At 38.7% G+C, this 12,848-nt stretch carries 14 protein-coding genes and 5 tRNA genes; all 19 read right to left on the bottom strand.

Translation table 11 applies throughout. The annotated features are described in order from the left end of the window. Positions 1-8: 8 nt before the first annotated feature. Positions 9-563: a transcription termination/antitermination protein NusG gene (gene nusG, locus JK629_RS09405; protein WP_202335377.1), complete on the bottom strand. Its 555-nt coding sequence runs from the start codon at positions 561-563 to the stop codon at positions 9-11. Between the two features lie 3 nt (positions 564-566). Then, a complete protein-coding gene (gene secE, locus JK629_RS09400; RefSeq protein WP_045081577.1) occupies positions 567-755 on the bottom strand; it encodes a preprotein translocase subunit SecE in 189 nt (62 codons plus the stop codon). Positions 756-806: 51 nt separating this feature from the next. Beyond that, a tRNA-Trp gene (locus JK629_RS09395) sits at positions 807-879 on the bottom strand. 107 nt (positions 880-986) lie between these two features. Continuing rightward, the gene (gene tuf / locus JK629_RS09390; RefSeq protein WP_202335376.1) at positions 987-2,174 is read right to left on the bottom strand and encodes an elongation factor Tu; all 1,188 of its coding nucleotides are present in this window, start codon (positions 2,172-2,174) and stop codon (positions 987-989) included. Positions 2,175-2,230: 56 nt separating this feature from the next. Continuing rightward, a tRNA-Thr gene (locus tag JK629_RS09385) sits at positions 2,231-2,302 on the bottom strand. A gap of 82 nt (positions 2,303-2,384) precedes the next feature. Beyond that, positions 2,385-2,457 (bottom strand) — tRNA-Gly (locus JK629_RS09380). A 67-nt stretch (positions 2,458-2,524) separates the two neighbouring features. Beyond that, positions 2,525-2,607 (bottom strand) — tRNA-Tyr (locus tag JK629_RS09375). A 39-nt stretch (positions 2,608-2,646) separates the two neighbouring features. Next, positions 2,647-2,720, bottom strand: a tRNA-Thr gene (locus JK629_RS09370). Positions 2,721-2,833: 113 nt separating this feature from the next. Further along, positions 2,834-3,136, bottom strand: coding sequence for a ribosome hibernation-promoting factor, HPF/YfiA family (gene hpf / locus JK629_RS09365; RefSeq protein ID WP_202335375.1), 303 nt, complete (start codon positions 3,134-3,136; stop codon positions 2,834-2,836). A gap of 61 nt (positions 3,137-3,197) precedes the next feature. Continuing rightward, positions 3,198-4,082 carry a tyrosine-type recombinase/integrase gene (locus tag JK629_RS09360; RefSeq protein ID WP_202335374.1) on the bottom strand — a complete coding sequence of 295 codons (885 nt, stop codon included), beginning with the start codon at positions 4,080-4,082 and terminating at the stop codon, positions 3,198-3,200. A gap of 120 nt (positions 4,083-4,202) precedes the next feature. Further along, positions 4,203-4,397, bottom strand: a complete 195-nt coding sequence (rpsU, locus tag JK629_RS09355) for a 30S ribosomal protein S21 (protein WP_202335373.1) — start codon at positions 4,395-4,397, stop codon at positions 4,203-4,205. Between the two features lie 87 nt (positions 4,398-4,484). Beyond that, positions 4,485-5,897 carry a carboxypeptidase-like regulatory domain-containing protein gene (locus JK629_RS09350; protein WP_202335372.1) on the bottom strand — a complete coding sequence of 471 codons (1,413 nt, stop codon included), beginning with the start codon at positions 5,895-5,897 and terminating at the stop codon, positions 4,485-4,487. Between the two features lie 30 nt (positions 5,898-5,927). Then, positions 5,928-7,094, bottom strand: a complete 1,167-nt coding sequence (locus JK629_RS09345; protein ID WP_202335371.1) for an acyl-CoA dehydrogenase family protein — start codon at positions 7,092-7,094, stop codon at positions 5,928-5,930. A gap of 47 nt (positions 7,095-7,141) precedes the next feature. Further along, entirely contained in the window at positions 7,142-8,026 is an 885-nt protein-coding gene (locus JK629_RS09340; protein WP_202335370.1) for a ComEA family DNA-binding protein, read from the bottom strand. Between the two features lie 14 nt (positions 8,027-8,040). Beyond that, on the bottom strand, positions 8,041-9,666 hold the full coding sequence (locus JK629_RS09335) for an alanine/glycine:cation symporter family protein (protein WP_202335369.1): 1,626 nt from the start codon (positions 9,664-9,666) through the stop codon (positions 8,041-8,043). 102 nt (positions 9,667-9,768) lie between these two features. Continuing rightward, positions 9,769-10,776: a potassium channel family protein gene (locus tag JK629_RS09330; protein WP_202335368.1), complete on the bottom strand. Its 1,008-nt coding sequence runs from the start codon at positions 10,774-10,776 to the stop codon at positions 9,769-9,771. Further along, positions 10,773-11,003, bottom strand: coding sequence for a PspC domain-containing protein (locus tag JK629_RS15520; protein WP_225625995.1), 231 nt, complete (start codon positions 11,001-11,003; stop codon positions 10,773-10,775). The genes JK629_RS09330 and JK629_RS15520 overlap by 4 nt, the downstream gene beginning before the upstream one ends. Before the next feature lie 62 nt (positions 11,004-11,065). Continuing rightward, positions 11,066-12,367 (bottom strand): DUF2851 family protein, encoded by a 1,302-nt coding sequence (locus tag JK629_RS09325; RefSeq protein WP_202335367.1) that lies wholly within the window; start codon positions 12,365-12,367, stop codon positions 11,066-11,068. Between the two features lie 56 nt (positions 12,368-12,423). Beyond that, positions 12,424-12,804, bottom strand: coding sequence for a DUF202 domain-containing protein (locus JK629_RS09320; protein WP_202335366.1), 381 nt, complete (start codon positions 12,802-12,804; stop codon positions 12,424-12,426). Between the last annotated feature and the right edge of the window lie 44 nt (positions 12,805-12,848).

Genomic DNA, 12,848 nt, shown 5'->3' with positions numbered 1-12,848 from the left:
CGTAACAATTAAACTTTTTCAACTTGCATATAGCTCAATTCCAAAGGTGTTTTTCTTCCGAAAATTTTCACCATTACTTCAAGCTTGCGTTTTTCTTCATTTATCTTTTCTACGGTTCCGTTAAATCCGTTGAACGGCCCGTCTATTACTTTTACAGTTTCGCCTATTGTGTAAGGGATGTTCACACTGTCGTCTTTCACAGAAAGCTCATCAACCTTTCCAAGCATTCTGTTTACCTCAGACTGTCTAAGCGGCACGGGATCACCACCTTTGGTTTCGCCCAAAAAACCTATTACTCCGTTTATTGATTTTATAATGTGCGGAATTTCTCCACCCAGGTTTGCTTGTATCATTATATACCCGGGAAAGTAAACACGTTCTTTGTTTACTTTTTTTCCGTTACGAATCTGTATTACTTTTTCAGTGGGCACGAGCACCTGATCAATATAATCCTCAAGCTCCAATCGTTTTATCTCCGTTTCGATATACGATTTGATCTTGTTTTCCTGTCCACTAACTGAACGGACTACATACCACTTTTTTGTACTTGTTGTTTCGGTCATTGCTTAGGACTTGATCCAATCAAAATATAAACCCACGACCTTGCTGAAAACGGTATCTACTCCCCAAACTGCCAAGGCTAACAAAACAGAAAACACTGCCACAATAACAGTTAGTTTTTGTGCTTCAGCCCAGGTAGGCCAGGTAACGTGGTTTTTAAGTTCTTTATACGATTCTGTAATATAGTTTACCATTTTGTCGCAGTTTAAAATTTTTCAAGATGTTTAACTATTTATCATCTTTAGCACGGGTTGAGAGGCTCGAACTCCCGACACCTGGTTTTGGAGACCAGTGCTCTACCAACTGAGCTAAACCCGTTTCTAAGGATTAGCTTCCATTTTATTGGCATTCTGCTAAACCCGCTATAAAAGCCAAGGTATCCCGACGTTAATTCGGGACACCCAGCGCTTTTAATTATATAGAAATTAGTCTAAAATTTCAGTTACCTGACCTGCACCAACGGTACGTCCACCTTCACGGATAGCGAAACGAAGACCAACGTTCATTGCGATAGGCTGAAGTAACTCAACATGGATAGTTAAGTTATCACCAGGCATAACCATTTCAACACCGTCAGGAAGCATGATTGTTCCAGTTACGTCAGTTGTACGAACGTAGAACTGTGGACGGTAGTTGTTGTGGAATGGAGTGTGACGTCCACCTTCTTCTTTCTTAAGGATATAAACCTCAGCTTTGAATTTAGCGTGTGGCGTTACAGATCCTTTTTTACAGATAACCATACCACGACGGATGTCGTTCTTTTCAATACCTCTTAAAAGGATACCTACGTTATCACCAGCTTCACCTCTATCAAGAATTTTACGGAACATTTCAACCCCAGTAATTGTAGAAGTCAATTTTTCAGCACCCATACCGATAATGTCAACAACATCACCTGTGTTAGCTACACCAGTTTCAATACGTCCTGTTGCAACGGTACCACGACCAGTAATAGAGAATACATCTTCAATAGGCATTAGGAAAGGCTTATCAACATCACGAGTTGGAAGTTCAATCCAATTGTCAACTGCTTCCATCAACTGCATTACTGTATCAACCCACTTTTGCTCACCATTAAGTGCGCCAAGTGCAGAACCAGCAATTACAGGTCCGTTATCTCCATCATACTCGTAAAAGTTAAGAAGGTCACGGATTTCCATTTCAACTAGCTCAAGTAATTCTTCATCATCAACCATATCCACTTTGTTCATGAATACAACGATACGTGGGATACCTACCTGGCGACCAAGAAGGATGTGCTCACGAGTCTGCGGCATTGGTCCGTCTGTAGCAGCTACAACTAATATAGCACCGTCCATTTGAGCAGCACCAGTTACCATGTTCTTAACGTAATCCGCGTGACCAGGACAGTCAACGTGCGCATAGTGGCGGTTTGCTGTTTGGTACTCTACGTGTGAAGAGTTGATTGTTATACCTCTTTCTTTTTCCTCTGGAGCGTTATCAATTTGGTCGAATGATCTGGCTTCCGAAAAACCAGCATCAGCCATCACTTTGGTAATAGCTGCGGTTAACGTTGTTTTACCGTGATCTACGTGTCCAATTGTACCAACATTTAAGTGTGGTTTTGACCGATCGAATGTTTCTTTTGCCATTTTGTATTAATTTTAATCTTAGTTATATATTAGTGATCTATTGTATTCTAAATCTGAGCCAATGATGGGAATTGAACCCATGACCTCTTCCTTACCAAGGAAACGCTCTACCCCTGAGCTACACCGGCGTTTTGGTTTCAGGTTTCCGGTTTCGAGTTTCAGGTTACTCCAACCTGTAACTTGCAACTTTACAACTTGTAACTCATATTGAGCGGGAGACCGGGTTCGAACCGGCGACATTCAGCTTGGAAGGCTGACGCTCTACCAACTGAGCTACTCCCGCATTTTTTTGATCCTACATTTCAGAATCTTGGTTTTCAATATTTCAATTCACGCTTCCGCTAAAAGTGTGGGGAGAGCAGGATTCGAACCTGCGAAGGTGAAAACCAACAGATTTACAGTCTGTCCTCGTTGGCCGCTTGAGTATCTCCCCGATACGTTAAATAATTATAGGAACGTTTCCTTCTTAAAGAGCCGATAGAGGGACTCGAACCCACGACCTGCTGATTACAAATCAGCTGCTCTAGCCAGCTGAGCTACATCGGCTTTTTGACCTCTTTTTAAGACTATTTTTTAGCCATAAAAAAGTCCGCTATTTCTAACGGACTGCAAATGTAGAGAAATTATTTTTTCTACAAAACTTTTTCTAAAAAATTATATTACAAATATGCTTTTTGTTTTTGTTTTCTTTTTTTAAGCTGCCGCTCCAAAGTCTTTACAACTTCATCTGTAGCCTCTTCAAAGCTTTTTGCTTCTTTTTTAACCATTACATCATCTCCAGGAATACTTAATAGCACTTCCACAATTTTATTTTCTTTCTCACTTGTTTTCTGCACTTTCAAAAACACATCTGCAAAAACAATTTTATCATAAAAATGCTCCAGCTTGTTCAGTTTCTTTTCAACAAATACCAATAATTCATCTTTGGCAGCAAAGTTGGGTGTTTGCACGTTCACTCTCATATTATATTATTTTAAAAGTTAATATACTATGTATTTTTATGCCATAAGCCTATTTGGTTTTTTAATTACGCGGGTGGGAGTTTTTATAGACCTCCTTCAGTTTCGCTATACTGTTTTGTGTATAAACCTGGGTTGAAGCAAGGCTGGAGTGGCCCAGCAATTCTTTTACCGCATTAATGTCAGCGCCTTCGTTCAAAAGATGTGTTGCAAAAGAATGCCTCAAAATATGCGGACTTTTCTTTACTTTTTCGGAAGCTTTACTAAAGTAAGAATTTATAATCCGATAGACAAGAGTTTCATAAATTTTAACCCCTTTTGGGGTAAGAAACAATAAGTGATCGTCCTTTACATTTTCAAGCTCCTGCCGAAACGGCAAATATTCTTCAATAGTTTTTAACACTGCAGGCAAGAGCGGAATTATGCGCTCCTTATTTCTTTTGCCTAAAACCTTTAGGGTTTTTTGCGCAAAAGAAATATCGCTCAGTTTTATGCGGATCAATTCTGCCCTGCGTATGCCCGTAGCATAAAAAAGCTCTATTATTAAACGGTCGCGCATTCCCTCAAAGCTATTTTCAGAACCAAGGAGTTTCATTACGCTTTCAATTTCACTTTCGGAAAAAGGAACTTGTACTTTTTTTGAAGTCTTCAACGCTTTGTGCTTGGCCAATGGATTAACTTCTATCTGGCCGGTTTTCAGTAGAAATTTATAGTAGGTTTTTAATGAGGAAATCTTTCGGTTTACAGTCCGGTTAGAGATGCCTGAATCTACAAGCGCAACAACCCAGCTCCTTATAATTGCGTAATTCACGCTTGCTATTTCATCATATTGATACTCTTGCGAGGCAAAAGTTTGAAAATCTTCTAAATCCTTTAAATATGCAGTCAACGTATGTCGCGAATATTTTTTTTCGAGTTGGAGATAATCACTGAAGGCTTGTAAGGGCATTTGTAAGTTGTGAATTGTGAGTTAAAAATAGTGAAATTTTTATTGGCAGATATACTCACAAAAAAATCCGCTGGAAAAAATTCCAGCGGATATATATCTTCAATTTTCAAAATAGAAACACTAAATCTCTTCCTGATCTCTTAGGTTTTGAATGTATTGTGCTTTTTGAATCTGTGCTCTTTTCTTAACAGAAGGCTTCGTAAACTGTTGTCTTGCACGTAGCTGACGCATAGTTCCGGTACGATCAAATTTACGCTTGAAACGCTTCAGCGCTCTGTCGATATTTTCTCCGTCTTTAACTGGTATAATTAACATAGTGTCATCACCTCCTTTCTTTAGGACTGCAAAAGTAGAAAAAACTTTTCAGTAATTAGTATTCAGTTTTCAGTTTTTTTGAAAAAATTACTCTTTATATAAAGAGGCGCGCTTGCTTAAATCCTGGATTAGCTTCTCCTCTTCTTTGCTTTCCAATAAAACGTTGTAATTCTTCCAAAACGATTCGTTATAGGGTTTGCTTGAGAAAATATCTGCAGACCAATTATTTTGTTGTAATTCCTGATTTATTAATTCTGAATCTTGAATAATGTCGCTAAACAAAATTTCCTGAATGGTATAGTAATATTGTTCGTCTTTGTCAAAACCGGGCTCAGCCTCCGTCTTTATTCTATCTGAAGAGCGGTCGCCTGTGTTTACAAGTTTTGGCGTTTCGTAATAAATGTAGTTCGGATACATCTTTCCGTCGTAATCTTTATAGGTTATTACTAGTTTATGGATGGTCTGTGTATCAAAAAGGCTCTTGCTTCGCTTTTTCTGAACGTCGGACGCAGCGACCAATTCATATTCCACTTTTTTTATGGCGTAATTATCATAATAAATATAAATCCACCCTTTTGGCTCAAAGCCTTCGTTATAAATATTAGGTGTGTTGAGACCCACAAAATCCGCCCCTTTTTCAATTTTTATCTTATAGAGTTTTCTTCCATTATCCACAAGAATAGTATCGAGTGCAAACTGATGCTTTTCCAACATATTTTTTCCTAACAAAGCACCCGTAACATTTGAATTTCGGACCAAATTGAGCTTTCCTTTAAAAAGATTCTCCAAACCATTTACGCGGCTGTCGTTCCATTTTATGGCCTCAACCAATGATGAAGTTTTCACCGAATTTAGATTTCCACTTTTTGAATTCATACTTTTAAGATAGGCTGAATATGTAAAAAGACTGTCAATATCCCTTAAATCATAGCTTTTGCGGGTTTCGTCTACGTTTATTTTTAGATTGTCTTTAGCTCCGGCAGCATAGCTGGAGTCGTAGATTGTAATGGCGCTTTCAATAAGCCATTTGTACTCCTTTTTATTGCGCTCTTTGTGGCGAAGAAATCCCTTTTGAAGGTAGGCTTTCTCGGGAAGGTTTTTCGGGAGTTTTTCAATGGCTTTCTCAACAATACCATTTCCAGTTGTGGGGCGCGGATCTGCGACGATCACGACTTCATCGAGGGATGCAACGTCTTCTTCCAAGAAAATATCGGAACCGTTTTCAAATTCACTAATGACAATCTTAAAACTTTTATACCCAATGGAAGAAATAACAAGCGTGTCCTGCAAATGTTGGTGTGGTACTTTTAAAACGAAATTACCATCGGCATTGGTAATGGAACCGATAGTGGTATTCTCTATATAAACACTGGCGCTTTCAATGGGCTGAAATGTTAAGAAATCGGCCACTTTTCCCTTTAGCTCTGTTTGTGCGAAGGTGGTGGTCCCGATAAAAAAAACAAATAATAAAGAAAAATGCTTTAAAGTGAAATGCTTCATTTCCAAATTGATTTTTTAAAATAAATAATTTTACTTCGCCGGCTTATATTCCTTCCCTTCAATAATCATTTTAGCAATTATTTCCCGAAGAATCTCTGAAGTTCCGCCACCAATGGGCCCTAGTCTGCTATCACGCAACAAACGCGCCAAAGGATAATCTTCCATATATCCGTAACCACCCAAAAACTGAAGGCATTCGGTCATCACCTCATCGGCAACTTTGGTGGAAATAAGTTTACTCATCGTGGCTTCCTTTACTACATATTCACCATCGTTCAAACGTTTTGCGGTAACATAGTTAAAGGTCTTGCTAACCTCAATTTCACTAGCAATCTCGGCAACGCGGTGACGCAAGGCTTGAAATTTCGAAATGCTTTTCCCAAAGGCAAAACGATCTTTCATATATTGAATGGTATATTCCAAAGCAAACTCACTTCGTGCGTGCGCATTGATGCCCATAATCAAACGTTCCAATGCGAAGTGCTGCATTATGTACGGAAATCCTTTATTCTCCTCGCCCATTAAATTTTTAGCGGGAATTTCAACATTGTCAAAAGCTATTTCGCCGGTATCGCTGGCTCGCCAGCCTAATTTGTCAAGCTTTGTTGCAGAAATCCCTTTTGCATCACGATCAACTACAAAAATACTGATGCCTTTATTGCCTAGTTCGGGGGCTGTTTTGGCCGCTACTATCAAATAATCGCTGTAAACACCGTTAGTGATAAAAGTCTTTGAACCATTTAAAATATAGCTGTCCCCTTTTTTTTCAGCGGTACTCCGCATTCCAGAAACATCGCTACCACCAAAAGGTTCTGTGATACAAAGACAGCCTATTTTTTCACCAGTGATGCTGGGGGCTAGATATTTTTCCTTTTGCTCATGATTGCCTTCCACTTTTAAATGTGTCATGGCAAGATATGCATGCGCCCACATCGCGGCCGCAAAACCGCCACTATTAATTTTTTGAAGTTCTTCTAAAAAAATTACGGTATAAAAAAGGTCTAAATCAAGACCTCCATATTCTTCAGGCTGATAAATACCAAAGTAGCCCATCTCACCAAATTTTTCCCAGATGAAGCGCTCAATATGCCCAGTTTTTTCCCATTTTTCAATGTGTGGCACTACTTCCTTTTGAAGGAAATCCTGAAAACTCTTTCTGAAAAAATCGTGTTCCTCTGTAAAATACATTTTATCCATGCGGTCTTAAAACTAATATTTGTAAGCCTTTCGGCGATTTAGAAAATTTACTCAACGGACAAATATAAATGAATTAGCTGTAACTTTCTTTCCGTCATTCCCTCAATTTTGTCCAGTTCCTGTATGCTGGTTAGTTTTTCGCGAAGCCGCCTAAATTCCCAGATTTTTTTAGCCATCTCGAAAGAGATGCCGGGAATGGTCGAGATATCGGAAGCAGAAGCAGTATTCACATTAATCTTTGAAATAGCCTTAGGGGTTTTTACCGTAAATAGATTGAGTGTGCGCTGTACCACGGAAGGTTCCAGTCCGAAAACATTGTATAACTGAATATCATTTGAAAATCCACCCAATTTTTCACGATACGAAATTATCCGCTTGCTGAGTGCTTCGCCTATGCCGCTTACTTGCTGCAACTGTTCTTCTGTAGCTTTATTTAAGTCAATTTTTTGCTCGTAGGGCTTTTCAGCAAAACCTTTTTCGCTTTTATAATTTTTGAAATTGTTTTTTGGTTTTGGATTGGTCACCCAATCGGGAAATTTGAAATAAGGGCTCAATTCATTCAACAAAGAATCTGAAACACCGGTAACCTTCTTAAAATCTGTTGCCGAATTAATCCACTTTCCTTCTTTTCTATACTGAAGCAACCGGTCAATTTCCTCATTGGACATTCCTAAAACATAACCTTTATAATCTGTTATGAAATTTGGGTTGAAGGGATATTTTTTAGGTTTTCTGTTTTCAATTTCAACAAGCCGAAGGGAATCCATTTGCTTTTGAGCGGAAACAATTTCAGCAGAAGAAATATCAAATGTATCTTCTTCTGAAAAATCCACGAACCAATAAATACATAATAGCGAAACAATAACCAGCAACAAAAGCAAAATCCCACTCCGTTGCTGTTTGCTGAACGTAAAGTGGGATTTTAACTCCATATAAAAATGTTTGTTTACAAATGCTTTGACATATCTTCAAGTCCATCATCAATGGCCTCGTGTTTGGTACGGATGGCGGTCATATAGCGCTTGAGTTCTTTTCTAACAACAGGCGTTAACAGAATAACCCCTATAATGTTCGGAACTACCATTGCAAATATCATTGCGTCTGAGAAGTTGATAACAGACCCAAGGCTGATAACCGATCCTACCCATATAAAGATACAAAATAACAATTTATAAATAAGCTCGGTAACTTTACCTCTTCCGAATAGATAAACCCAGCCCTGCATTCCGTAGTAAGACCATGAAATCATGGTAGAAAAAGCGAATAGAATAACGGCCACGGTTAATACTACCGAAAAGTGTGGAATTACACTGTCAAAAGCCGTTGCGGTAAGCTCAACACCTTCCTTAACTTCTACACCGTATTGAATAATATTATTGTCGAAATTAGTGATTACAATTACTAAAGCCGTCATAGTACAGATAACAACAGTATCAATAAAAGGCTCCAAAAGCGCTACAATCCCTTCGGAAGCAGGATATTTAGTGCGTACTGCGGAGTGTGCAATAGCTGCGGAACCAACCCCAGCTTCGTTTGAAAATGCGCCCCGGCGAATTCCCTGAATCATTACACCCACCAAACCACCGGCAATTCCAAGTCCGCTGAAAGCGCCTTCAAAAATCAAAGCAAAGGCATCGCCTATGTGGTGATAATTTGCAGCTAAAATAATGAGGGCTCCCAAAACATAAATTCCCGCCATAAACGGCACTATCTTTTCGGTAACTTTTGCAATCCGTTTGATACCGCCAATAATTACTACGGCAACTATAATTGCCATTGCAATCCCAAACCATATTGCTGCATTGGTTCCCTGCAATTCAAAAAGTTGAACAAATTGTGCCGCTGCTTGGTTTGCCTGGAACATATTTCCGCCCCCAAAGGAACCACCAATTACAAATATTGCGAAAAGTATGGCGAGCACTTTACCGAGTCCGCCCATTCCTTTCTGGCCAAGTCCTTTTTTAAGGTAGTACATTGGCCCTCCGTAAACGGTCCCGTCAGGTCCCACATCCCGAAATTTTACACCCAGTGTACATTCAGCGAATTTTGATGCCATTCCCAGTAAACCTGCAACAATCATCCAGAAAGTCGCTCCCGGCCCACCGATGGATAGCGCTACCGCCACTCCGGCAATATTTCCTAAGCCTACGGTAGCAGAAAGTGCTGCAGTTAATGCCTGAAAGTGTGAAACCTCTCCATCTGCACTGTCATCGCGAATGGTTTCTATTAAATTTTCCTGTTCGTTTGGCGTAACATCTCCGTAGAGTGTATCAGCTCCGTGCTTCTCTATGTCTTCATATTTTCCGCGAACTACTCGAATAGCGGTACCGAAACCCGTAAAATTTATTAATTTGAAATAGATGGTAAAATAAAATGCGCCACCAATTAACACTATTAACACCCAGGGTATTTGAAAAGACTCAGAAAATGGTATTTCGTAAAATATTAATTCAACAAACCAACCCGTGTATTTTTGGAAAATTTCATCAACTTTCTCAGAAGCAGTGGTATCCTGCGCAAAAGTGATAATTGGAATTAAAAAAGTAATTAGCGAAAGAAGATATTTCTTCATAGTGGATTTTTAAGATGAAACGTTTTTTGAAATAAAACAGAGCAAGATGCTTAAAAAAAACTACAATTTCAAAAAATTAAAAGGAAATTTGTTAACGCTTTCTTAAACGCCGTATTCCCTTTTTAAGTTTTCTATTTGCTCAGGTCGCCCAATTAGTATCAACTTTGAGCTTTTTTGTAACACGAGTGAAGGCTCTGGGTTTACAATGTATTCTCCAGTTGGCGAGCGGTAACCGATGATGGAGCAACCTGTTTTTTTGCGAACATCCAATTCCTTAATAGCCTGCTCCTTGCCATCGGGACACATATTCTCAAATGGTATTTGTTCCACATTAATACTGTCATGTTGCCCTGAAACAGTAAGATTATCCAAAAATTCAACAAGATCTGGCACTACCACCAACGATGCCATATGGTCTCCACCTATTTTATCGGGCATAATTACATTGTCTGCCCCGCCAAGTTTCAGTTTTTTATAACTGGTTTCTTCGCTGGCGCGGCTTATTATTTTAAGATTCTTATTCATCTGCCTCGCTGAAAGGACTATAAATAAATTATCTGCATCATTTGGCGTGGCGCAAATAAGGGTTGAAGCTTTTTTTATTCCAGCTTTTAGCAACACATCGTCCTCTATGGCATTACCGAGAATAAATAGATTTTTTTCATCGGAAAAGCGATCTATAACTTCTTCGTCTTTTTCAATAATAACAAAGGGACGCTTATAGGCCAAAAGCTTTTGGACCGCTTGTTTTCCGTTTCTGCCATAACCGCATACAATTATGTGGCCATGCATGGATTCCAATTTTTTTTGCACTTTTTTCTGTCTTAAAATACCTATGTTCTTACTTAAAATATATTCAGTGATTACCGAAATGGCATACCCTACGATAAAGATACTGGAAATGATGAGAAGCGAAACAAAAACTTTTTCACCCGGACTTAAGGGCATTACCTCTCCATAGCCAACGGTTGTTATAGTGATGACCGTCATGTAGAAAGCATCTATCCAACTATAGTCTGAAAAAAAACGAAACCCAATAACTCCTGTCATAAATACTACCAAGAGCAAAAAAAGAGCAACTGCTATTTTAGAATTAAACATTTGCCTCATAGATCAAAGACGGAGGTTCGTTTCGTATTCACTAAGTCTTTCAAACGCAGTAAAAATGCCATTGTAAGATAAATGGCAAAACCCGCACCCAGAGTGGCAAAGGAAACATAAATAAAAAAAAGGCGGACACTTTTGGCGCGCATGCCTAATCTATCCGCAAAACGGGAGGAAACATAAAAGCCTCTCTTTTCAAGGTAATGACGTAAGGAATAAACGGCTTGTAACATAGCTGCAAATTACACTTTTTCCCTCAAAATTTTTAATATAGAAGAAAAGAAAAAAGTCAGTTTTAAACCAATCTACTTCCTCTTGATTTTGCTTGCGAGCCAATAATAGCATTACCAATGGCGCAGTGCAAGCATTTATTTTTCTCGCAGTATTCACTCTTTAATTGCAATAGGGCTTGGCTTTGGCCAGCGTTTGTTGAAATGTTTTTAAGGGAATTGAATTTTTTCACAATAGTGTTATCTTCAGAAGAAATAGAAAATGCAAGCCTCAGTATTTCCTCAGAAACATCCTTGCCGTTTTGCATTCCATAACAAAACTTCAATGGAATTACTGTATTGATTATCAAAAGATCCATTAAGCTCTTTGAAACGCGCTTTTTGCGCTGTAACGATCCTATCCCAAAATTGTAATGCGTATCCCAATACTCACTGCTGGTTACATTAAATAATTCATAAAATTCATGTACATGCCTTGCCGCAATTACTTTTGAAAATAATTTGGGCTGCCCAAAATAAAGCATGGCAAACTGCGCCAAACGAACCGTGGGAAAGTTTGGCGGGCGAAGCCTGAAAAACTTCGGAACGACTACATTTTCATTATTCAATTGAAACTTATACTTTAAATATTCATAGCGAGATTTCAACGTTTTAAAGTACCAGTCTTCCGCTTCACCTTCTAGCAATCCTGCCTGACCTATTAATAATGCTTCCAAATCTTGCCGTTCATGACTACATTTCTTCACAACGGAAAAATCAATTGATTTTGCGATACTGAAAAAGGAATCGCCATTCACTTTCAACCCGAAGTTTTTGCAAAGCATTCTGAAAAGCAGACTTTCCCAATGGTTTTGGGTAGCTTTCAGTTCTTTTAAAAGTATTTCTTCCTTTTTCTGTAGCCTTTCCAGATAAAGTCTTTCTAGCCAGTTTTCAATGATGAAATCATCGGTTTCCTTAAAATCATTCTCACAATTTATCCATTTGTTTTCTTTGGAAAAAAGTTGTTTATATTGCCCTAGCGTAGTTTTTGGGACGTGTTCCTTTATAATAAACGTTGGAACCACAGAGCCATCGTTTCTATAAATTTCGGCATCGTGCTCCCAAACAACATGGAGTATAACGTTATCATAAGCTGAATCGGTTTCATGGCCATGGGCGTACCAATCTGAGGATTTAATATGGATTTCAATATTGCCGGCCCAAAGCTGACCGCCCAACTCTATTTGTGCGTTAAAAAAATCCGGTCCTGAATTAAGGTTATGGCTCCCTTGATTCTTTATGTGCAAAATTTCACCATTCGAAGTGTAAAGACTGCCCACATCAAACTTCTGAAATTTCCACACATAGTGCAGAAAATCCTCTTTCATTGCTAATAACTTTTAAGGGGAGTCTTAAAATTGAGAGGTAAATATAGTAAAAAATATTATGCTTCTACTTTTTCGTTTTGCATTTTATCCTGCGTATCTACCTGTTTTTGAACTTTTTCAGAAACAGTATCTACATATAGAATACGGTTCCATTTGTATAGCCGTCGCGATAATAATACATACCTAAAAATGCCGACTGCCAAAAAAATTACACATACTGCGAGCGCCACGTAGCCAAGCCATTTTATACTTTCAAAATCCTTTAATTGCAGAATTCCAATTCCGCCGAGCAAAAGATAAAGGGAGGAACGAATATAGGAAAGCAGCGTGCGCTCATTGGCCAATTTGGTACGTTCCAACGCCAATATTTCATTGGTATTTGCTGGAACTGGCTTGGTGCGCAGAAAGCGAAATAATTTTTTAGCCTCGTTTTTCATAGTAGCCTAAAAATAACAAAAATCCCGCTCCATTTATAGTGAAG

The sequence above is a fragment of the Aequorivita iocasae genome (genome assembly GCF_016757735.1).
GTDB classification, from domain to species: domain Bacteria; phylum Bacteroidota; class Bacteroidia; order Flavobacteriales; family Flavobacteriaceae; genus Aequorivita; species Aequorivita iocasae.
Note: the sequence above shows the minus strand (reverse complement) of the source record. Positions and strands in the feature narration are given on the sequence as shown.

Excerpts from the sequence above, each read along its gene's own strand:
- tuf (WP_202335376.1), bottom strand. The coding sequence starts at position 2,174 with ATGGCAAAAGAAACATTCGATCGGTCAAAACCACACTTAAATGTTGGT.
- JK629_RS09360 (WP_202335374.1), bottom strand. The coding sequence starts at position 4,082 with ATGCCCTTACAAGCCTTCAGTGATTATCTCCAACTCGAAAAAAAATAT.
- JK629_RS09325 (WP_202335367.1), bottom strand. The coding sequence starts at position 12,367 with ATGAAAGAGGATTTTCTGCACTATGTGTGGAAATTTCAGAAGTTTGAT.
- secE (WP_045081577.1), bottom strand. The coding sequence starts at position 755 with ATGGTAAACTATATTACAGAATCGTATAAAGAACTTAAAAACCACGTT.
- JK629_RS09345 (WP_202335371.1), bottom strand. The coding sequence starts at position 7,094 with ATGGATAAAATGTATTTTACAGAGGAACACGATTTTTTCAGAAAGAGT.
- JK629_RS15520 (WP_225625995.1), bottom strand. The coding sequence starts at position 11,003 with ATGTTACAAGCCGTTTATTCCTTACGTCATTACCTTGAAAAGAGAGGC.
- nusG (WP_202335377.1), bottom strand. The coding sequence starts at position 563 with ATGACCGAAACAACAAGTACAAAAAAGTGGTATGTAGTCCGTTCAGTT.
- rpsU (WP_202335373.1), bottom strand. The coding sequence starts at position 4,397 with ATGTTAATTATACCAGTTAAAGACGGAGAAAATATCGACAGAGCGCTG.
- JK629_RS09335 (WP_202335369.1), bottom strand. The coding sequence starts at position 9,666 with ATGAAGAAATATCTTCTTTCGCTAATTACTTTTTTAATTCCAATTATC.
- JK629_RS09320 (WP_202335366.1), bottom strand. The coding sequence starts at position 12,804 with ATGAAAAACGAGGCTAAAAAATTATTTCGCTTTCTGCGCACCAAGCCA.
- hpf (WP_202335375.1), bottom strand. The coding sequence starts at position 3,136 with ATGAGAGTGAACGTGCAAACACCCAACTTTGCTGCCAAAGATGAATTA.
- JK629_RS09350 (WP_202335372.1), bottom strand. The coding sequence starts at position 5,897 with ATGAAGCATTTCACTTTAAAGCATTTTTCTTTATTATTTGTTTTTTTT.
- JK629_RS09340 (WP_202335370.1), bottom strand. The coding sequence starts at position 8,026 with ATGGAGTTAAAATCCCACTTTACGTTCAGCAAACAGCAACGGAGTGGG.
- JK629_RS09330 (WP_202335368.1), bottom strand. The coding sequence starts at position 10,776 with ATGAGGCAAATGTTTAATTCTAAAATAGCAGTTGCTCTTTTTTTGCTC.